General features: G+C 68.5%; 19 protein-coding genes. 11 read left to right on the top strand and 8 right to left on the bottom strand.

Going from position 1 to position 20,579, the window contains the following annotated elements; translation table 11 throughout:
• Positions 1-50: 50 nt before the first annotated feature.
• The 4 genes from FHW84_RS03620 (at position 51) to FHW84_RS03605 (ending at position 3,790) form a co-directional block, all read left to right on the top strand.
• Entirely contained in the window at positions 51-839 is a 789-nt protein-coding gene (locus FHW84_RS03620) for a 3-hydroxybutyrate dehydrogenase (protein WP_167252781.1), read from the top strand.
• 107 nt (positions 840-946) lie between these two features.
• Positions 947-1,690, top strand: a complete 744-nt coding sequence (locus FHW84_RS03615; RefSeq protein WP_167252780.1) for an acetoacetate decarboxylase — start codon at positions 947-949, stop codon at positions 1,688-1,690.
• A 4-nt stretch (positions 1,691-1,694) separates the two neighbouring features.
• Entirely contained in the window at positions 1,695-2,873 is a 1,179-nt protein-coding gene (locus FHW84_RS03610) for a patatin-like phospholipase family protein (RefSeq protein ID WP_167252779.1), read from the top strand.
• Between the two features lie 56 nt (positions 2,874-2,929).
• Complete coding sequence (locus FHW84_RS03605; protein WP_167252778.1) at positions 2,930-3,790, top strand: NAD(P)-dependent oxidoreductase; 861 nt, start codon at positions 2,930-2,932, stop codon at positions 3,788-3,790.
• Between the two features lie 168 nt (positions 3,791-3,958).
• Here the strand turns inward: FHW84_RS03605 and FHW84_RS03600 are convergent, their stop codons facing one another.
• The 3 genes from FHW84_RS03600 to radC form a co-directional block, all read right to left on the bottom strand.
• Positions 3,959-4,699, bottom strand: coding sequence for an SPOR domain-containing protein (locus FHW84_RS03600; RefSeq protein WP_167252777.1), 741 nt, complete (start codon positions 4,697-4,699; stop codon positions 3,959-3,961).
• Complete coding sequence (gene argS / locus FHW84_RS03595; RefSeq protein WP_167252776.1) at positions 4,700-6,391, bottom strand: arginine--tRNA ligase; 1,692 nt, start codon at positions 6,389-6,391, stop codon at positions 4,700-4,702.
• 498 nt (positions 6,392-6,889) lie between these two features.
• On the bottom strand, positions 6,890-7,561 hold the full coding sequence (gene radC / locus FHW84_RS03590) for a DNA repair protein RadC (protein WP_167252775.1): 672 nt from the start codon (positions 7,559-7,561) through the stop codon (positions 6,890-6,892).
• 96 nt (positions 7,562-7,657) lie between these two features.
• Here radC and coaBC point away from each other — a divergent pair, with 96 nt between their 5' ends.
• Genes coaBC through FHW84_RS03575 form a run of 3 tightly spaced genes read left to right on the top strand, consistent with a single transcriptional unit; the run spans position 7,658 to position 11,701 of the window.
• Positions 7,658-8,863, top strand: a complete 1,206-nt coding sequence (gene coaBC / locus FHW84_RS03585) for a bifunctional phosphopantothenoylcysteine decarboxylase/phosphopantothenate--cysteine ligase CoaBC (RefSeq protein ID WP_167252774.1) — start codon at positions 7,658-7,660, stop codon at positions 8,861-8,863.
• Between the two features lie 14 nt (positions 8,864-8,877).
• A complete protein-coding gene (dut, locus tag FHW84_RS03580) occupies positions 8,878-9,333 on the top strand; it encodes a dUTP diphosphatase (RefSeq protein ID WP_167253737.1) in 456 nt (151 codons plus the stop codon).
• Between the two features lie 31 nt (positions 9,334-9,364).
• Entirely contained in the window at positions 9,365-11,701 is a 2,337-nt protein-coding gene (locus tag FHW84_RS03575) for a phosphomannomutase/phosphoglucomutase (RefSeq protein ID WP_167252773.1), read from the top strand.
• A gap of 69 nt (positions 11,702-11,770) precedes the next feature.
• On the opposite strand, the gene FHW84_RS03570 is transcribed toward FHW84_RS03575, so the two are convergent.
• The 3 genes from FHW84_RS03570 to FHW84_RS03560 form a co-directional block, all read right to left on the bottom strand.
• Positions 11,771-12,406, bottom strand: a complete 636-nt coding sequence (locus FHW84_RS03570) for a DUF4124 domain-containing protein (RefSeq protein WP_167252772.1) — start codon at positions 12,404-12,406, stop codon at positions 11,771-11,773.
• 93 nt (positions 12,407-12,499) lie between these two features.
• A complete protein-coding gene (pyrE, locus tag FHW84_RS03565; protein ID WP_167252771.1) occupies positions 12,500-13,147 on the bottom strand; it encodes an orotate phosphoribosyltransferase in 648 nt (215 codons plus the stop codon).
• A 25-nt stretch (positions 13,148-13,172) separates the two neighbouring features.
• Positions 13,173-13,667: a GNAT family protein gene (locus FHW84_RS03560; protein ID WP_167252770.1), complete on the bottom strand. Its 495-nt coding sequence runs from the start codon at positions 13,665-13,667 to the stop codon at positions 13,173-13,175.
• Positions 13,668-13,702: 35 nt separating this feature from the next.
• Between FHW84_RS03560 and FHW84_RS03555 the strand changes: the two genes are divergently transcribed.
• From FHW84_RS03555 to FHW84_RS03545, 3 genes are all read left to right on the top strand, one after another.
• Positions 13,703-14,473, top strand: coding sequence for an exodeoxyribonuclease III (locus FHW84_RS03555; protein ID WP_167252769.1), 771 nt, complete (start codon positions 13,703-13,705; stop codon positions 14,471-14,473).
• Between the two features lie 79 nt (positions 14,474-14,552).
• On the top strand, positions 14,553-15,779 hold the full coding sequence (locus FHW84_RS03550) for an MFS transporter (RefSeq protein WP_167253735.1): 1,227 nt from the start codon (positions 14,553-14,555) through the stop codon (positions 15,777-15,779).
• Positions 15,780-15,927: 148 nt separating this feature from the next.
• Positions 15,928-16,239: a hypothetical protein gene (locus FHW84_RS03545; protein WP_167252768.1), complete on the top strand. Its 312-nt coding sequence runs from the start codon at positions 15,928-15,930 to the stop codon at positions 16,237-16,239.
• On the opposite strand, the gene FHW84_RS03540 is transcribed toward FHW84_RS03545, so the two are convergent.
• Together FHW84_RS03540 and FHW84_RS03535 are read right to left on the bottom strand one after the other, a co-directional pair.
• On the bottom strand, positions 16,236-17,363 hold the full coding sequence (locus FHW84_RS03540) for an anhydro-N-acetylmuramic acid kinase (RefSeq protein WP_167252767.1): 1,128 nt from the start codon (positions 17,361-17,363) through the stop codon (positions 16,236-16,238). The genes FHW84_RS03545 and FHW84_RS03540 overlap by 4 nt on opposite strands.
• A gap of 13 nt (positions 17,364-17,376) precedes the next feature.
• Positions 17,377-18,819, bottom strand: coding sequence for a peptidoglycan DD-metalloendopeptidase family protein (locus tag FHW84_RS03535; RefSeq protein ID WP_167252766.1), 1,443 nt, complete (start codon positions 18,817-18,819; stop codon positions 17,377-17,379).
• Between the two features lie 194 nt (positions 18,820-19,013).
• On the opposite strand from FHW84_RS03535, the gene tyrS reads away from it, so the two are divergent.
• Positions 19,014-20,225: a tyrosine--tRNA ligase gene (tyrS, locus tag FHW84_RS03530; RefSeq protein WP_167252765.1), complete on the top strand. Its 1,212-nt coding sequence runs from the start codon at positions 19,014-19,016 to the stop codon at positions 20,223-20,225.
• Positions 20,226-20,579: the final 354 nt, after the last annotated feature.

The raw sequence follows: 20,579 nt of genomic DNA, 5'->3' as shown, positions 1-20,579 counted from the left end.
GCGAGCCTTCGTCGTCTCCCGCATCCCCTAGCGAATTCGAAGGAGTGGTTATGGCAGCAAGTCTCGAAGGCAAGGTCGCTCTGATCACCGGCGCCGCCAGCGGCCTGGGCAAGGCCATCGCGGAGCTCTATGCGAAGAACGGCTGCGCCGTGGCGATCGCGGACATCAACCAGCAGGCCGCCGATGCGGCAGCGGCGGAGATCAATGCGGCCGGCGGCAAGGCGATCGGCATCGCCATGGACGTCACCGACGAAGCGGCGGTGAATGCCGGCACCGACAAGGCGGTCGCCGCCTTCGGTGCGCTGGACATCCTGATCTCCAACGCCGGCGTGCAGATCATCAACCCGATCGACCAGTTCGCCTTCGCCGACTGGAAGAAGATGCTGGCGATCCACCTGGACGGCGGCTTCCTCACCACCAAGGCCGCGCTCAAGCACATGTATCAGGGGGACCGCGGCGGCACCGTCATCTACATGGGTTCCGTGCATTCGCACGAAGCGTCGAAGCTGAAGTCGGCCTACGTCACCGCCAAGCACGGCCTGCTGGGCCTGGCCCGCACGCTGGCGAAGGAAGGCGCGGCCCACAACGTGCGTTCGCACGTGATCTGCCCCGGCTTCGTGCGCACGCCGCTGGTGGAGAAGCAGATTCCCGAGCAGGCCAAGGAACTGGGCATCAGCGAAGCGGAAGTCATCAAGAACGTGATGCTGAAGGACACGGTGGACGGCACCTTCACCACCGTCGAGGACATCGCGCAGACCGCGCTGTTCCTCGCCGCGTTCCCGTCGGCCGCGCTGACCGGCCAGTCGGTCGTGGTCAGCCACGGCTGGTACATGCAGTAAGCGTCGCGCGCCTGCCCGGCGAGTGCCGGGCAGGCGTCGTTTTTCTATTGCATGCAGCGTGCGCCCTGCCGGCGCGCGCCTGACGGGATCGCCAGGAGGATGGCTCGATGAAGATCGCCGACGTCAAGGCCAATGCGTTCGCCATGCCGCTGACCAGCCCCGCGTTTCCGCGCGGGCCCTATCGTTTCGTCAACCGCGAGTTCCTGGTCATCACCTACCGCACCGACCTCGACGCGCTGCGCGCCGTGGTGCCGGAGCCGCTGGAGATCACCGAGCCGCTGGTGAAGTACGAATTCATCCGCATGCCCGATTCCACCGGCTTCGGCGACTACACCGAGTCGGGCCAGGTGATACCGGTGAGTTTCCGCGGCGTGCACGGCGGCTACGTGCATTCGATGTATTTGAACGACCATCCGCCGATCGCCGGCGGCCGCGAGCTGTGGGGCTTCCCCAAGAAACTGGCCAGCCCGGTGCTGGAAACCGAGATCGACACCCTGGTCGGCACGCTCGACTACGGCAAGGTGCGCGTGGCCAAGGCCACCATGGGCTTCAAGCACGCCGAGGCCGACCGCGCCGCGGTGCTCGCGTCGCTGGCTGCGCCGAATTTCCTGCTCAAGATCATCCCGCACGTGGACGGCAGCCCGCGCATCTGCGAGCTGGTGCGCTACTTCACCACCAATGTCACGCTCAAGGGCGCCTGGACCGGACCGGCCGCGCTGGAGCTGCACTCGCATGCGCTGGCGCCGGTGGCGGACCTGCCGGTGCTTAAAGTTGAATCGGCGCTGCACTTCATCACCGATCTGACCCTGGACCTGGGCGAAGTGGTGTACGACTACCTGGCGGAGGCTTGAGCCCATGGGCAAGGCGACACAAGACGACAGCAAGGAAGCGCTGGCGAAGATGGTGCGCGAGTCGTACTCCACCGTGGCCCTGGTGCTGCAGGGCGGCGGCGCGCTCGGCGCCTACCAGGCCGGTGTGTACCAGGCGCTGGCCGAGGCGGATCTGCGGCCGCGCTGGCTGGCAGGCATTTCGATCGGCGCCTTGAATGCCGCGATCATTGCCGGCAATCCGATCGGCCAGCGCGTGGAGAAGCTGCGCGAATTCTGGGAAACCATCTGCAAGCCGCCGTATTTCCCCGCCACGCCCGCGTTCGACAGCGGCGGCTGGCCGCTGGCGCTGCAGAACGGCTTCAGCAGCCTGGCCGCGTGGCGCGCGCTGCTCGAAGGACAGGCGGGTTTCTTCGTGCCGCGCCTGCCGCCGCCGTTCCTGCCGTTCCACCGCGCTTCCGGTCCCGGCGACGTGAGCTGGTACGACACCGCGCCGCTGCGCAGCACGCTGGAGCGGCTGGTGGATTTCGACCGCGTCAACGACCCGCGTTCGATGCGCGTGTCGGTGGGCGCGGTGAACGTGCGCACCGGCAACTTCGCCTACTTCGACAACAGCCACGGCAAGCTGCGGGTGGAGCATTTCATGGCCTCCGGCGCGCTGCCGCCGGGCTTCCCCGCGGTGGAGATCGACGGCGAGTTCTACTGGGACGGCGGCATGGTTTCCAACACGCCGCTGTACAAGGTGCTGTCGGACCGGCCCTGCCACGATGCGCTGATCTTCCAGGTCGACCTGTGGCGCGCCACCGGCGAGCTGCCGCGCGATCTGTCCGGCGTGGCCGAGCGCTCCAAGGAAATCCAGTATTCCAGCCGCACCCGCCTGATCACCGAATACATGCGGCTGAACCAGGAAAACCAGCGCCTGCTGCACGACCTGATGGCCCTGGTGCCGGCGGACAAACACGACGATCCGGCTTTCAAGCGCGCGCAGGCGCAGGCTTCCGGCGCGCTGACCAACCTGATCCACCTGATCTACCGCGACAAGCCGTACGAAGGCCATTACAAGGACTACGAGTTCAGCCTGACCAGCATGCACTCGCACTGGGAGAGCGGCCTGGCCGACATGCGCCACACGCTGGCGCATCCGCAGTGGCTGGAGCGGCCCACGGCGGAGAAGCCATTCGTCACGCACGACGTGCACCGCCGCTAACATAGGCCGCTCCGCCTTCCGGGGCGGCCGTGTTTCTCCTCTGCTGGAATTCCCCGATGAGCCTCAAGGCAGCTTTCGTCGGTCTCGGCGCCATGGGCGCGCCGATGGCCGGACATCTGAACTCCAAGGGCCTGCTGCACGCGGTGGCCAACCGCACCCAGGCCAAGGCCGATGCGCTGGCGCGCGAACTGGGCGTGACCGCCCCGCCGCTGGAACAGCTGGCCGCGCAGTGCGATGTGATCGCGCTGTGCGTGACTGCCGATGCCGACGTGCTGGCCACCATCGACACCATGCTGCCGCACTTGAAGCGCGGCGCCATCGTGGTCGATCACTCCACCGTGGCGCCCGACACCGCCAAACGCGCGGCCGCACGGCTGGCGGCGGCCGGCGTGGATTTCCTCGACGCGCCGGTGTCCGGCGGCGTGGAAGGCGCCAAGAACGGCAAGCTCTCGGTGATGGTCGGCGGCGACGCCGCGGTGCTGGAACGCGCGCGTCCGGTGCTGGAAGCCTATGCGCTGCGCGTCACCCACCTGGGCGCCGTCGGCGCCGGCCAGGCCACCAAGGCGGTGAACCAGGTGCTGGTGGCCGGCATCGCGCAGGCGGTGTGCGAGGGCCTGGCGCTGGGCGAGGCGCTGGGACTGGAAGCGGAGCGCCTGCTGCCGACCCTGGGCGCCGGCGCGGCCGGCAGCTGGTTCCTGGAGAAGCGCGGCGCCACCATGCTGCGCGACGAATTCAGCGTGGGCTTCAAGCTGGCCCTGCTGCACAAGGACTTGGGCATCGTGAACCGCATCGCCGAGGGCGCGGGCACGGACCGCACGGTGATCGAAAAGTCGCTGGCCGACTACGCCGAGCTGATGGCGCAGGGTTATGGCGACGACGATATCTCGGCGCTGATCCGGCTCAAGCGCAAGCGTTGATCGGCGTAGGTTGGGGTGAGCCGAAGGCGAACCCCAACACGACCTCATCCAGGCGCATCGCATTGTTGGGGTTCGCCTTCGGCTCACCCCAACCTACGCCAGACGCTCAGCCAAAGAAAAAGCCGCGCATTCGCGCGGCTTTTTTAATCGCGAAGCCGTAGTGGCGGCTCAGCGGCCTTCCTTCAGCGCGATCGCATTGAAACCGGCCGAGGACAAGCGCTGCTTGGTCGACTCAAGCTCCGTGGCCGACTTGAACGGGCCAAGGCGCACGCGGTTGTAGGTCTGGCCGTTGACGTTGACCGAAGCCACGTTGGCGACGAAACCCTGCAGCGCCAGCTTGGCCTTCAGGCTTTCCGCATCGGAGGCGCTCGGAAACGCACCCACCTGCAGCAGATAGCCGCCACCGCCCGCGGCCGGCGGCGCGACCGCGGCAGCCGGCGCCGCGGTGACGTTCTCGGTGACCGCGGCCGGCGCATTCGCCGCCGCGGCGCGCTGCGCGGCCGCCTGCTGCTGGGCCTGCTGCGCCGCCTGGGCCTGGGCTTGCGCCTGCTGCGCGGCGGCCTGCTTCTGCTGCTCGGCGCGCGCCTGCGCGCTGATCTCGGCGTCGGGAATGCGCACTTCCTTCTCCGACAGTACAGAGTAGAAATCGAACTGCGGCTTCTTCGGCGCGGCGGGCGTGGAGTCGGCACTGGCCGGTTCCACCGCGCCGGCATCGCTGCCGTGCTGGGCGGTGGCCTGCGCGTTGGGCTGCGGCGCGTCGCCGGCGCGGCCGCCCATGGGCAGCTTGCCGCGCATGGCGAACATCAGCAGCGCGCCGACCGCGATGCCGACGATGGCCCAGCCCCAGGCCGGAAACCCGCCGCTGTTGTTGCGCACGGCCTGACGGCCCTTGCCCTTGCGTGCTGCCATTTACATCTTCTCCGGGGCACTGAGTCCCAGCAAATCCAAACCGTTGCGGATGACCTGGCGTGCCGCGACCGCCAGGGTGATGCGCGCGTTGCGCAGCCCGGCGTCGTCCACGATCCACTTATGCTCGTGATAGTAACTGTGCAGGGCGCCGGCGAGGTCGCGCAGGTACTGCGCGATCAGGTGCGGTTCCAGATTGCCGGCCGCCGCTTCCACCACTTCCGGATAGCGCGACAGCTCCACGAACAGGGCCTGCTCGTGCGCCGTGTCCAGCCGCTCGAAATGCGCCGCGCCCGCGGCGGTATCCAGCGCCGGCAGGCCGCGCTCGGCCAGTTCTTCCAGCACGCGGCAGACGCGGGCATGGGCGTACTGGATGTAATAGACCGGGTTGTCGTTGCTCTGCGAGCGCGCCAGGTCGATGTCGAACACCAGCTGCGAGTCGGCCTTGCGCGAGATCAGGAAGAAGCGCGTGGCGTCCTTGCCCACTTCGTCGATCAGGTCGCGCAGGGTGACGTAGCTGCCGGCGCGCTTGGAGATCTTCACCTCTTCGCCGCCGCGCATCACGGTCACCATCTGGTGCAGCACGTATTCCGGCCAGCCCTTGGGGATGCCGCAATCCAGCGCCTGCAGGCCGGCCTTCACGCGGGCCAGGCTGCCGTGGTGGTCCGAACCCAGCTCGGTGATGGCGCGCACGTAGCCGCGCTGCCACTTGCTGCGGTGGTAGGCCACGTCCGGCACGAAATAAGTGAACGTGCCGTCGGACTTGCGCATCACGCGGTCCTTGTCGTCGCCGAAGTCGGTCGAGCGCAGCCACAGCGCGCCGCCTTCCTCGTAGGTGTGGCCGTGGGCGACCAGTTCGCGCACGGTCTCCTCCACCTTGCCGCCGCTGTACAGCGAGGACTCCAGGAAATAGGTGTCGAAGCCGACGCCGAAGGCTTTCAGGTCCAGGTCCTGTTCGCGGCGCAGGCTGGCCACGGCGAACTGGCGGATGGCCTCGAGGTCGTCGGCATCCTTGGCGCCGGTGACGGTGTGGCCGTCGGCCAGCACGGATTCGCCGGCCATGTAGGCGCGGGCCACGTCGGCGATGTAGTCGCCGCGGTAGCCGTCTTCCGGCCAGCCGGCCTGGTCCGGCGCCAGGCCGCGCGCGCGCGCCTGCGTCGAGATGGCCAGGTTCTGGATCTGCACGCCGGCGTCGTTGTAGTAGAACTCGCGCCGCACCGCCCAGCCGTTGGCGTCGAGCAGGCGGCTCAGGCAGTCGCCGATCGCCGCGGCGCGGCCGTGGCCCACGTGCAGCGGGCCGGTCGGGTTGGCCGAGACGAATTCCACGCCGGCGACCACGCCCTTGCCGCTGTCGTTGCGGCCGTAGGCGTCGCCCTCGCCCAGGATGCGGCGCAGCTCGGCGTGGTAGGCGCCGGGCGCCAGGAAGAAGTTGATGAAGCCGGGGCCGGCGATCTCGATCTTCGCCACCTGCGCATTGGCGGGCAGGGCGGCCACCAGTTTCTCGGCCAGTTCGCGCGGCTTGGCGCGGGCCGGCTTGGCCAGCAGCATGGCCGCGTTGCTGGCGAAATCGCCGTGGTCGCGGCTGCGCGTGCGCTCGATCACGAAGTTCGGCACTTCGAGCTCGGCGGGCAGAGTGGAGTCGTTCTGCAGGGACCGGATGGCCTGCAGCAGCAAATCGCGCAGCGCTTGTTTCACGGGGCTGGGTCTGGCTTCGATGGAACCGGCAATCCTAGCAGAGCGGGGCGGCCCGCTCCGAGGCCTGGGCGGGGCGGCGGAAGGCGGCGCGCGGGCATGCTGCGGCGCGGCTGCGGGGGCTGTGGATAACTCTGTGGGGAAAGTAAGGGCTGGCGGGAGCGTCGTGGGTTTTTGCGCGGCGGAAACGTATATGTCACTTAAATTTCCACGTAGTATCAATAGCTTGCATTGACAATTTCACGAGTGTCGACGGAATGACCGCTAAGCGGCCATCTGAGGCCGATGTGCATAAGTCGCGCCGGCCCGGCTTCCGGCGGAGCCCGCCGGCACGTCACTGTCCTGTCATGCCGCACTGCCACAATGCCGCCCGTACCCCAGGCACCCTCCCCGCCGACGGGTATGCGAGACGCCGTCCCTCTCACCTCCCCAAAAACGGCCTGACGGCGCGGTCCCCACCGCGCCGTTATTCTTTCCGGGTCAAACGGCACCCGCCCGCGCTCAGAGCAGGCCCAGCGAGGCCATCGACACCGGTTCGGCGGCGCCGATCACCAGGTGGTCCAGCACGCGCACTTCGACCAGCTGCAGCGCATCGCGCAGGCTGCGGGTGATGGCGCGGTCGGCCAGGCTGGGCTCGGCCACGCCCGACGGATGGTTGTGGGCGAAGATCACCGCGCTGGCGTTGTGCTTGAGGCAGGCGCGCACCACTTCGCGCGGATGCACGCTGGCGCCGTCGATGGTGCCACGGAACAGCTCCTCGTAGGCCAGCACGCGGTGGCGGTTGTCCAGGTACAGGCAGGCGAAAACTTCGTAGGGCAGGTGGCGCAGCTTGGCGCGGAGGAAGTCGCCGCTGTCGCGCGGACTGCGCAGCGCGGCGCCCGTGCGCAGCTGTTCGTTCAAGGAGCGGCGCGCCAGCTCCAGCGCGGCGATCACGCGTGCCCGCTTGGCCGGGCCGATGCCGGGCATGCGCGTGGTGGTGTGGGGGTCGGCCAGCAATGCATGGATGCCGCCGGCTTCGGCCAGCAACTGGCGGCCGAGGGTGAGCGCATCGACGCCGGCCACGCCGCTGCCCAGCAGCACGGCGAGCAGCTCCGCATCCGACAGCGCGGACGTGCCTTGCTGCAGCAGTTTTTCGCGCGGACGTTCCCCGGCTGGCCAGTCTCGAATGCTCATTCGCTCACGATGCCGCAATCGCGCCGGCGCCTGCAGCGGAAGACGCGGTTGATTCCGGTAAGCTTGGCGTCTGCCCGTTTGTCAGGCCTGTCCTACATGCAACTTGCCAACCGTCGCATCCTGCTCGGCGTGTCGGGCGGCATCGCCGCCTACAAAGCCTGCGAGCTGGTCCGCCGCCTGCGCGACCTGGGCGCTCAGGTCCGCGTGGTGATGACGGAAAGCGCCACCCATTTCGTCAGCGCCACCACTTTCCAGGCCCTGTCCGGCGAAGCCGTGCGGGTGAGCCTGTGGGACGAGCAGGCGGAGATGGCCATGGGCCATATCGAGCTGGCGCGCTGGGCCGAACGCATCATCGTCGCGCCCGCCAGCGCCGACCTGATCGCCCGCCTCGCGCATGGCATGGCCAACGACCTGCTCACCACGCTGTGCCTGGCCAGCGCCGCGCCGCTGTACGTGGCGCCGGCGATGAACCAGCAGATGTGGGCGCATCCGGCCGTGCAGGAAAATGTCGACACCCTGCGTCGCCGCGGCGTGCACCTGCTCGGCCCGGCCTCGGGCGACCAGGCCTGCGGCGATATCGGTTCCGGCCGCATGCTCGAAGCGCTGGAATTGCGCGCGGCCCTGGTGGGCTCGTTCGGCGACGGCGCGCTGCGCGGCCTGAAGATGGTGGTGAGCGCGGGGCCGACCTACGAAGACATCGACCCGGTCCGCTTCATCGGCAACCGCAGCTCCGGCCGCATGGGCTTCGCCGTGGCCGGCGCCGCCGCGGATGCCGGCGCGCAGGTGACCCTGGTCGCCGGCCCGGTGCACCTGGCCACGCCGCATGGCGTGGCACGGCGCGTGGACGTGCGCAGCGCCGCCGAAATGCATGCCGCCGTGCTGGCCGCCACCGCCGGGGCGGACATCTACGTCGGCGCCGCCGCGGTGGGCGACTACCGCCCGGCCAGCGTGGCCGGCCAGAAGATCAAGAAGCAGGACGGCGCCGGGCTGACCCTGGCGCTGGCCGAGAATCCCGACATCCTCGCCAGCCTGGCCGCCCAAACCGTGCACCCTTTCCTGGTCGGATTCGCTGCGGAAACGCATGATGTGGCGGATTACGCGCAGGACAAGCTCCGGCGCAAGGGATTGGACATGATCGCCGCAAACCTGGTGGGCAACGGCCTCGGCTTCGAGGCCGCCGACAACGCATTGAACGTGTACTGGCCCGGCGGCTCGCTGGAGCTGCCGCGCGCAGGCAAGGAACAACTCGCCCGCGAGCTGGTGGCGAGCATCGCGCAGCGCTACCGGGCGGTGCGCTCATGACGGTGCGGCCGGGCCTGGTCGACGTCGAACTGAAAATCCTCGATCCACGGCTGGGCGACAGCATCCCGCTGCCGCAGGCGGCGACCGCCGGCAGCGCGGGCATGGACCTGCGCGCCGCGATCGATGCGCCGCTCACTTTGGCTCCCGGCGAAAGCGCGCTGGTGCCCAGCGGCATGGCCATCCATATCGGCGATCCGCTCTGGTGCGCGCTGATCGTGCCGCGCTCGGGCCTGGGCCATAAACACGGGCTCGTCATGGGCAACCTGGTAGGCGTGATCGACGCGGATTACCAGGGGCCGCTGATGATTTCCTGCTGGAACCGCGGCACGCAGCCGTACACCATCGAGGTGGGCGACCGCATCGCCCAGCTGCTGCTGGTGCCGGTGGCGCAGGCCCGCTTGAACGTGGTGACGGAGTTCAAGCCTTCGCAGAGGGGCGAGGGCGGTTTCGGCTCCACCGGCGTCAACTAAGTATTCGAGAGCCTGCAGAGGGGACAGGACGATGGCGATGGACATCGCGATGGAATGGCGCGAGCGCGCGTCCGACTGGCGGCGGCTGTTGCCGCTGGCCGGCGGCACGCTGCTGGTCGTGAGCGGTTTGTTCTGCGCCTGGCAGACCTGGCTGATCGCCGACGAAGGCGCCGCGATCGAGCGCGTGCACCGGGCGCAGGACCAGGCGGCGCAGTCGCTGGCCGAGGAATTGACGCGCGAACGCCACGCCCTGCAGCAGCAGCTCGACGCGCTCGACCCCGCCGCCGCCCAGGCCGACCACGCCTACGCGGCCACCGTGCTGCGCGGCAAGCTGCCGCAGACCCGGGCCGTGGAGTTCTACAGCGGCAGCCTGGACGAGGTGCTGCACGCCAACTACCGCGACTTCGGCTACGCCAGGGCCGCACAGCTGATGGCCGCGCAGACCGCCGACGGCGATACGCTCGCCCAGACCCTGCCCAAGGGCGCCGGCGAGCGCAGCCTCAGCTTCGTGCTGCCGATGGGCGCGCGCCAGCGGCCCAGCGCATGGGTGCTGTTCGAGCTTCCGTTCGCTCCGCTGGAGGAACGTTTCAACGCCGTTCCGCCGGGAAGCGGCAGACTGGAACTTCGCCAGGGCGACGACCGCGGCCGCGGCGACCTGCAACTGCTCGCCCATGGCTCGGCCTCCGCACAGAGCGAAGCCACCGGCAAGCCGGTGGCGGGCAGCAACCTGAGCGTGGTCGCTGCCTTGCCCGCGGCCTACATCGTGCTGCCGAAGTCGTGGCCGCTGGCCGCCCTGCTGGCCTTGCTGGGACTGGGCGGCGGCATTTATCTGCTGTGGCTGCGCGGCCGCGTCCCCGGCCTCAACCTTGGCAAGCACAAGACTTCATACGAGGAACCGATTTTGTCCGACCTGATCGACAACACGCCCGAGCCGGCCAAGCCGGAAGCCCGCCCCGCCAAGCCCGCCGCGCCGGCGCCCGGTCCGGTCACGGTGGACCCGACGATCTTCCGCGCGTACGACGTGCGCGGCATCGTCGGCAAGTCGCTCACCGTCGACGTGGCGCGCCTGCTCGGCCAGTCCATCGGCACGGTGATGCGCGAGAAGGGCCTGCGCGAGATCGTGGTCGGCCGCGACGGCCGCCTGTCCGGCCCGGAACTGGCCGGCGCGCTGTCCGACGGCCTGCGCGAGGCCGGCATCGACGTGATCGACGTCGGCGCCGTGCCGACGCCGGTCGTCTATTACGCGGCCTACCGCTTCAACACCGGCAGCGGCGTGGCCGTCACCGGCAGCCACAATCCGCCGGACTACAACGGCTTCAAGATCGTGGTCGGCGGCGAGACCCTGTCCGAAGGCGCCATCCAGGACCTCTACCGCCGCATCGCCGCCAACGAGCTGGAGCGCGGCGGCAAGGGTTCGCTGCGCCATATCGACGTGGTGCCGGACTACGTCGAGCGCATCACCTCCGACGTGCAGGCGGGCCGGCGCATGAAGGTGGTGGTCGACTGCGGCAACGGCATCCCGGGCGCGGTGGCGCCGCAGGTGCTCGAAGGCATCGGCTGCGAAATCATCCCGCTGTACTGCGATGTGGACGGCACCTTCCCGAACCACCATCCGGACCCTTCCGACCCGCACAACCTGGAAGACCTGATCCTGGCGGTGAAGAGCACCGGCGCGGATCTCGGCGTGGCCTTCGACGGCGACGGCGACCGCCTGGGCGTGGTCACCAGGACCGGCGAGATCATCTTCCCCGACCGCACGCTCATGCTGTTCGCGCGCGACGTGCTGTCGCGCCAGCCCGGCGCCACCATCATCTACGACGTGAAGTGCACGGGGCACCTCAAGGGCCAGATCCTCGACGCCGGCGGCAGCCCGCTGATGTGGCGCACCGGCCACTCGCTGATCAAGAGCAAGATGCGCGAGACGGGCGCGGAACTCGCCGGCGAGATGAGCGGCCACTTCTTCTTCAAGGAGCGCTGGTACGGCTTCGACGACGGCATCTACGCCGGCGCCCGCCTGCTGGAGATCCTGGCCGGCGACCTGGAAGAGCGTACGCCGGAAGATATCTTCGCCACCTGCCCCAAGGGCGTGTCCACGCCGGAGCTGAAGATCGAGATGCAGGAAGGCGAGCACTACAAGTTCATCGAGAAGTTCCGCCAGAGCGCCACCTTCGGCGACGCCGCGCTGACCACCATCGACGGCGTGCGCGCCGACTGGCCGGACGGCTGGGGCCTGGTGCGCCCGTCCAACACCACGCCGATCCTGGTGCTGCGCTTCGACGCCGACAACGACGCGGCGCTCAAGCGCATCCAGCAGGTGTTCCGCGAGCAGCTGCATGCGGTGGATCCGGCGCTGAAGCTGCCGTTCTGATCCGCGGGGCCTTGGCCCAGGCATAAAAAAACGCCACGCATCGCGTGGCGTTTTTCTTTTGGGGCCGGCTTACTTCTTGTTCTGCGCGGCTTTCAGGTCGCGGTAGTGCTGCAGCTGGGTGGTCATCCGGGTGCTGGCTGCGTCGCGGGCGGCCTGCTGGCGGTCCAGCGCGGCGCGCTGGCCGGCCACCACGTTGCGCTGCTTGGCGATGCCGTCGTTGAGGAACTTCGGCACCGCCTGCTTGGCGCGCTCCATGTCGCCGGCTCGGGTGAGCAGGTCGGTCAGCGCCTTTTCCTGGCTGTGCAGGTTGATCTGGGTGGTGCGGATCTGCTGGTCGATATTGTCGATTTCCTGCTGCAGCGAGGCCTTGTAGTCGGCCTCGCTGGGGTAGGCGGCCAGCATCTGCGCGTCGTTGCGCGAGCGGTCCTGCGCCGCGCGCTGCTGCGCGGCCTGTTCCTCGGCGGCCTTGCGGGCGGCCTCGCGTTCCTCGGGATTGAGCTGGCGCTCGACGTGGCGCATGACCAGGCCGCGGTCGTTGACCACGTCGTAGCCGTACTTGATGGCTTCGCCGGTGAGGCTGTCGCTGTAGTGCGGCAGGCCCTGGCCGTCGCGCCACTTGTAGCGCATGCCGTTGGTGTTTTCCGTCTGCGCATGGGCGCAGGCGACCGCGATGACGGCGGCTAGGATCAGACTGGTTCGACGCATGGAATTCCCCCTGTGAATTGGGAGTATAGCCTTCGCCCCTGCATGGTCCGGCTCAGGCATGTTCGCGGATGTGACGCCGTTCGCCCCGTGGCCTCAGGCCGCCACGCCATAGCGTTCCCGATAGGCCATCAAGCGTTCGTATTCGTCCGCCAGCTCCGGCCGCTCGCCGGCGTAGGCCATCACGTCGCTGAGGCTGGTGATGGCGATCACCGGGATGCCGTAGTCGGCGGCCACCTCCTGGGCGGCCGACAGCGCGCCGGTGCCGCGCTCCTGGCGGTCCAGCGCGATCAGCACGCCGGCCGGCGTGGCGCCCTGCGCGCGGATCAGCGCCAGCGATTCGCGCACGGCGGTGCCGGCGGTCATCACGTCGTCCACGATCAGCACGCGCCCCTGCAGCGGCGCGCCGACCAGCACGCCGCCTTCGCCGTGGTCCTTGGCTTCCTTGCGGTTGTAGGCCCAGGGCAGGTCGCGGCCATGTTCGTCGGCCAGCGCGATGGCGGTGGCCGCGGCCAGCGGGATGCCCTTGTAGGCAGGGCCGAACAGCATGTCCACCGGCACGCCCGAGTTCACCAGGGCCGAAGCGTAGGCGCGGCCCAGGCGGGCCAGCGCGGCGCCGGAATCGATGCGGCCCATATTGAAGAAGTACGGGCTCTGGCGGCCGGATTTGAGCGTGAACTCGCCGAAGCGCAGCACGTCGCGCTGCAGGGTGAGTTCGATGAAGTCGCGCTGGTAGTCGTGCACGGCGGAGTTCTCGTCGGAAGCGGATTCAGGGCAAGGGGAGCCACATCAGATGCTGCGGCCCGGAACGCCCGCCATGGTACAGCTCACCGCTGTCCTCGAAGCCGGCGCGCCGGTACAGCGCCAGCGCGGGCAGGTTGCGGCAGTTGACGGTGAGCACCAGCAGGCGGGCTTCGGGATGGCGCGTGGCCAGGTCGGCGACCAGCGCGGGCACGGCGGCGGCGCCGAAGCCGCGTCCTTGCCAGTCGGCGCCGATGAAGAACGAGCGCAGGCCCAGCGCGGGTACGGCGTAGTCGCGCTCCGCGATGGTGCTGGCGTGCTGCTCGATCCGGTAGAAACCCACCAGCGTATGGCCGTGCAGGATCGCCATCGGCGTGCTGCCGTGGCATTGCTCGGCATCGGCCAGCGAGGCCTCGATCGGGCTGACGAAGGCGTACTGGTCGGGATGCACGCGCAGGGCCAGCACGGCGGGGCGGAACGCGGGCGCGACAGGCGCGACGCGGATGGCGGGCGATTCGGACATGGTTGCTATGATGGCGTATCCACCGAGGACCCCGCATGCGCATCGTCAGCCTGAACGCCAATGGCATCCGCTCCGCCGCCAACAAAGGCGTGTTCGACTGGTTGCGCAAGCAGAAGGCCGACGTGGTCTGCCTGCAGGAAACCAAGGCGCAGGAAGACCAGCTCAGCGACCCGATGTTCCGCCCCGACGGCCACCATTGCTTCTACCGCGACGCCAGCACCAAGAAGGGCTACAGCGGCGTGGCGATCTACGCCAGGCGCGAGCCGGACCAGGTGCTGACCTCGCTGGGCTGGGCGCCGTTCGACGACGAGGGGCGCTATATCGAGGCGCGCTTCGGCAACCTGAGCGTGGTGTCGCTGTACGTGCCTTCGGGTTCGTCCGGCGACGAGCGCCAGCAGTTCAAGTTCCAGGTGATGGAGTGGATCACGCCGATCTTCCAGCAGTGGCTGGAGAGCGGCCGCGACTACGTCATCTGCGGCGACTGGAACATCGTGCACACCAAGGACGACATCAAGAACTGGAGCTCCAACCAGAAGAACTCCGGCTGCCTGCCCGAGGAGCGCGCCTGGCTGGACCTGCTGTTCAAGCAGCGCGGCTGGGTGGACAGCTTCCGCGCGATCAAGCCCGATGCGGTGGAATACACCTGGTGGTCCAACCGCGGCCGCGCGCGCGAGAACAACGTGGGTTGGCGCATCGACTACCAGGTGGTCACGCCCTCGCTGCGCCAGCGCCTGAAGGGCTGCTCGATCTACCGCGACGAGCGCTTCTCCGACCACGCGCCCTATACGGTCGACTATGCCGACTGAGCCGGCGGCGAAGCCCGGCGCGCAGTCGCCCAGGCGTCCGTCGGTGTGGCAGGCGTTTTCCCAGCCGGCCGCCTGGACCATGTGCCTGCTCGGCTTTTCCTCCGGCCTGCCGTTCCTGCTGGTGGCCGGCACCCTGGCTTACTGGCTGAAGGAAAACGGCGTCGAGCTGAAAGAAATCACCATGATCGCCAGCGCGGGCATGTTCTACGCGTTCAAGTTCGTGTGGGCGCCGCTGCTCGATCACTGGAAGCTGCCGCTGTTCCGCCGCCTGGGCCAGCGCCGCGGCTGGCTGCTGTTCTCGCAGCTGGTGGTGGCCGGCGGCCTGCTGGCGATGGCCGCGCTGACGCCGGCCAACCTGGGGCCATTCATTGCCGCCACCCTGGTGGTGGCGTTCTTCGGCGCCACCCAGGACATCGCGGTGGACGCCTACCGCATCGAGATCGCCTCGGTGGAGGCGCAGGGCGCGCTGGTGGCCACCTATGCGCTGGGTTATCGCATCGGCCTGCTGGCGGCGGGCGCGCTGGCGCTGATCCTGGCCGACCACGTGCCGTGGCCGTGGGTGTATGTGGCGATGGCGGTCGGCATGAGCCTGCCGATCCTCACCACCTTGATGGCGCGCGAGCCGGAGGTGATCCGCCAGGCGCCGCGCAACTGGGGCGAGGCCATGCGCGAGGCGGTGGTCGACCCGTTCACCGATTTCTTCCGCCGCTACGGCTGGCTGCTGGCGGGCGTGACGCTGGCTTTCATCCTGCTGTTCAAGATCCCGGAGCAGGCCACCATCGGCGGCGTGATGAGCCCGTTCTACCGCGACATGGGCTTCAGCAAGACCGAGATCGGCACCATCACCAAGATCTACGGCATCTGGATCGGCATCCTCGGCGTGTTCATCGGCGGCGCCGCGGTGGCGCGCTGGGGCGCGTGGCGCACGCTGGGCGCCAGCATCGTGCTGTGCGGCGCCAGCAACCTGCTGTACCTGCTGGTGATCATGTATCCGGGCAACCTGCTGGTGCTGACCCTGGTGATCTCCGGCGAGAACCTGACCTTAGGGATACTCGGGCCGCCGACCGTGGCCTTCCTGTCCTCGCTGGTCAACCGCCAGCACACCGCCACGCAGTACGCGCTGCTCAGTTCCCTGGTGAACCTGCCGGGCAAGCTGCTGGGTTTCTTCGCCGGCGGCATCGCCACGGCCACCGGTTACGGCACTTACTTCGTGATCACCGTGATCGCGGTGCTGCCGGCCACCGCGCTGTTCCTGTACCTGTGGCCGCACTACCGCGCGGAAGAACGGGCCCGCGGCACCGGCTGACCGGGGCCCCGCAACTGCGATGGCGTTCGCCGCACGAGTGCGAACCTGACCACGGATTCCCCCGGATGGCCGACTTGCAAGCCGGCCGCCGCCTGTACACCATGATGCCGGTCAGGGGGCCCATGCGTGGACAGACGGAGTAGCGCCTGTGCCGGACATCGTGATTCGCCATATCGACAATCTCATGGCCGAGCGCATCAAGTCGCTGGCCAAGGACCGCCAGTGGTCGATCAATGACGTGGTGCTGCACGCACTGCGCCACGGATTGGGCATGGCGCCGAGCGGCAACGTGTTTGCCGAAACCATGCTCGACCCGGGCGAGCTGACCGTGCTCAGCGGCCAGTGGGATGCGCGCGAGAAAGCCGCCTTCCAGGAAGCCGTGCAGGCGCTGTCGATGGCGCAGCCCACCCAGCTGTCGCCCTCGCAGCTCGCTTTGTCCGAAGAGCCGCTGGGCGGCTAGGCCATGCAGAGCGGCGCGGGATAGACCGCGCCGAGCACGCGCGGGCCGCGTGCGCCCGTGACCGCGGGCAGGTTGCCGGGCCGTCCGAGCAGGCGCTGCCGGGCCAGCCAGGCGAAGGCGGTCGCCTCCAGGTAATCCGGATCCACCCCTTCTTCCGCCGTGCTGCGCACCCGGGCCGGGTCGAGCAGGGCCGCCAGGCGCCGCATCAGCGCGCGGTTATGCACGCCGCCGCCGCAGGCCAATACCTCTGTGACATCCGGTGCGTGCCGCGCGATCGCCTCGGCCACGCTGCGGGCGGACAGTTCCAGCAAGGTGGCCTGCACCTCGGCCGGCGGCAGTTCGGCGACGCGCGCATGCCGATCGAGCCAGGCCAGGTGGAAGTGTTCGCGGCCGGTGCTCTTGGGCGCGGGAAGGGCGAAGTAGGGATCGGCCAGCAGCGCTGCCAGCAGCGGCGCATCGACCGTGCCGCTCAGCGCGAAGGCGCCATCGCGGTCGTAGGCCGTGCCGCGGTGGCGCAGGCACCAGGCATCCATCAAGCCGTTGGCCGGGCCGGTATCGAAGCCGAACACATGGCCGTCCGCGCGCAGCACCGTGATGTTGGCGATGCCGCCGAGATTGAGCACCACGCGGGTGCGCCCCGCCGCGCCCAGCAGCATGGCGTGCACGGCCGGCAGCAGGGGCGCGCCCTGGCCGCCGGCGGCGACGTCGGCGCGGCGGAAGTCGGCCACCACGTCGATGCCGCAGCGCTCGGCGATCACCGCAGGGTCGCCCACCTGCAGGGTGAAAGGATGTTCGCCCTGCGGCCGGTGGCGCAGCGTCTGGCCGTGCGAGCCGACCGCGCGCACGGCGCTGGCGGGCGTGCCGCTGTCGGCGAGCAGGCGCAGGGTGGCGTCGGCGAAGCATTGGCCGATGGCGACGTCGAGGCGGCCGTAGGCGTCGAGGTCCAGCCGCGTTTCGTCCTGCGCCACTGCCAGGATGCGCGCGCGCAGTTCCGCCGGCCACGGATGGACCAGGGCGGCGACGAGTTCGGGGCGGTCCTGTTCGAAGCGCACCAGCGCGGCGTCGATGCCGTCCGCGCTGGTGCCGGAAATCAGGCCGATATAAAACGAGGGAGCCTCAGCCACGTGCAGCCGCGGCTCAGTCGTCGTTGCGCTTGGCGCCATCCACGCGGGCCAGCTTGACGTTGGCGTCCAGCGCCTTCAGGCGGGCCAGCTGCGGCTGCACCACCGTCGACTTGAACTTGGCCAGCTGCACGGCCGGCAGCGGCTCGGGCTTGGGCAAGGTGACCTTCTGCGGGTCGCGCTGCACGTCGTTGATGCGGAATTCGTAATGCAGGTGCGGGCCGGTGGCCAGGCCCGTCATGCCGACATAGCCGATCACCGAACCCTGGCTCACGCGCTGGCCCACGCGCTCGCTGGCGAACTTCGACATATGGCCGTAGGCGGTGCTGATCGAGCTGTTGTGCTGGATGATCACGAAGTTGCCGTAGCCGTTCATCCAGCCCTTGAACTTGATCACGCCGTCGCCCGCCGCATGGATCGGCGTGCCGGTGGGCGCGGCGTAGTCCACGCCCTTGTGCGCGCGCATCAGGCCCAGCACCGGGTGCATGCGCGCCGCGCTGAACTGCGAGGAGATGCGGGTGAAGTCGACCGGGATGCGCAGGAAGGATTTCTGGATCGGGCGGCCGTCCTCGCTGAACCAGCCGTAGGAGCCGTCGTCCTTCTTGAAGCGGTATGCCGTGTAGCGCTCGCCCTGGTTGACGAATTCCGCGGCGACGATCTCGCCTTCGTGCAGATAGGCGCCGTCGCGGTAGATGTCGTCGTAGATGACGGTGAAGGTGTCGCCTTCGCGCAGGTCCTGCACGAAGTCGACGTCGTATTTGAAGAGGTCGGCCAGCTTCAGCACCATCGCCGTGCTCATGCCGGCCTTGGCGCCGGCGGCGAACAGCGAGCTGTCGATGGTGCCGTGCACGACGTGCTCGCGGCGTTCCACTTCGCGCGCCTGCGCGGTCATGCTCGGCTTGCTGCCGTCGAAGCGGACGATGACGCGGCTGGCTTCGTCCTTGTCGAAGCGGATGCCGCGCAGGCCGCCGTCGCCGGACAGCAGGAAGTCGAACTCCTGGCCCGGGCGGATGTTGTGCAGCGCCTTGGCGGCGTCGCCGGCCTGGTCCATCACGTTCTGCAGGTCGGTGAGGCTGAGGCCCTGGCCCTGGAAGATGTCCGACAGCGTCTGGCCCGGCTGCACCTGCACGATGCGCCAGTCTTCCACCGTGGGCGTGCGCACCGTGGTCGGCAGCGCCTTGGGCAGGGCCAGCGGCATAAGGGCATGCGCGGAAGAAACCGGATCGGGCCGCATCGCGCTGGCCCAGGCGGGAATGATGAAGCCGGAAAGCGCGGTAAGCAGCATGGCCGTGCCGGCGAGCATCCAGCGTTCGCGGTGCCAGCGGATCGGCTCGGCCTCGCTGTGGTTGCTGAAGGACCAGTGCGAGAAGCGTTCGTAGAAGTGGGAGTGGCGTCGTTGCGCCTTGCGGCGAATAGCCTGTTTGCGCGCCGCGCGCGCGATCTTGTTCGCCTCTCCCATGCCCCGTGTGCCCCGCGGTACAAATTTATGTAATGCCGCGTACCATAACGGCCCTGTGCAAAGTGCGTCAACGCCTTTCCCATCAAGGGTTTGCGTGAATTTTCTGGTTAACGCACAATTAACCTCCCGACGTGATGGCCGTCGCTTCTCCGAGCCATTTCCCTGGACCATCAAACACCGGAATTGAGGACTACATGAGCGAGCTTGAGCAGGCGCTGGCCACCATCGCGCGCGGCGCCGACGAAATCATCAAGCAGGAGGATCTGGTCGAGCGGCTGAAGACCGGGCGTCCGCTGCGCATCAAGGCGGGCTTCGACCCGACCGCGCCGGACCTGCACCTGGGCCACACCGTGCTGCTCAACAAGATGCGGCAGTTCCAGGACCTAGGCCACCAGGTGATTTTCCTGATCGGCGACTTCACCGGCATGATCGGCGACCCGACCGGCAAGAACGTCACGCGCAAGCCGCTCACCCGCGAGGACGTGCTGCGCAACGCCGAGACCTACGCCGAGCAGGTCTACAAGGTGCTGGACCGCGACAAGACCGAGCTGCGCTTCAATTCCGAGTGGTTCGGCACGATGAGCGCGGCCGACATGATCCGCCTGGCCGCGCAGCACACCGTGGCGCGCATGCTGGAGCGCGACGACTTCGCCAAGCGCTATGCCGCGCAGCAGTCGATCGCCATCCACGAATTCCTCTACCCGCTGGTGCAGGGCTACGACTCGGTGGCGCTGCAGTGCGACGTGGAGCTGGGCGGCACCGACCAGAAGTTCAATCTGCTGATGGGGCGCGCGCTGCAGGAGCATCACGGGCAGCCGCCGCAGATCGTGCTGACCATGCCGCTGCTGGAAGGCCTGGACGGCGTACAGAAGATGTCCAAGTCGCTGGGCAACTACATCGGCATCAATGAGCCGGCCATCGACATCGTCACCAAGACGCTGAAGATCGGCGACGAGTTGATGTGGCGGTGGTTCGAGCTGCTGAGCTTCGAGGTGTCGCTCGAGGAGCTCGCTCGTATGAAGAGCGAAGTGGCCAGCGGCGCGCTCAACCCGCGCGACGCCAAGCTGCGCCTGGCGCGCGAGCTGGCGGCGCGCTTTCACGGCGCGGCCGCGGCGGAGCAGGCGATTGCCGGCTGGCATGCGGTGGTGCGCGGGGAGGGCGATACCAGCCTGCTGCCGCTGACCGAGATCGCCGTGCCGGCGGAAGGCCTGCGCCTGCCGGCGCTGCTGACCGCGGCGGGGCTGACGCCCAGCAATGCGGAAGCGAACCGCAAGCTCAAGGAGCGTGCGGTGCGCATCGATTCGGAAGTGGTGGAAGACGCCCAGCGCACGTTCGGCCCAGGCTTCGAAGGCGTGCTGCAGATCGGCAAGCGCAACTTCGCGCGCGTCGCCTTGAAGCTGGCTTGAGGCTCGCGCGGCGGCCGCCATGGCCGCCGCGCGGCGTTGCCGCGCATCGATCCATGAAAGAACAAGCGCTTACGAGAAATTTGAAAAAAACTTCACGAAATGGCTTGCCAGGCCGGTAGGCCCTCCCTATTATTCGCCTCCCCGCCGCGACGGCTTCCCCGCAACGGCAACAACGGCAGCAAGAAATTCTTCGCTGCAGGTGTTGACGGACCGGAAAGACGATGTAGAATGGGCGGCTCACCCGGGACGAAACGTCTCGGGGGCGATTCGAAGAACGGATCGCAAGTGATTGATCTTTGACAGTGTGCGCAGGTGACTTGTGTGGGCGTCTTGCGTTGGATGGATTCATGTCCA

Origin of the sequence: Dyella sp. SG562, from assembly GCF_011759495.1 — a bacterium.
Taxonomy (GTDB): domain Bacteria; phylum Pseudomonadota; class Gammaproteobacteria; order Xanthomonadales; family Rhodanobacteraceae; genus Dyella_D; species Dyella_D marensis.
The sequence above is the reverse complement of the archived record's forward strand: the minus strand, read 5'-3'. Positions and strand labels throughout refer to the sequence as shown.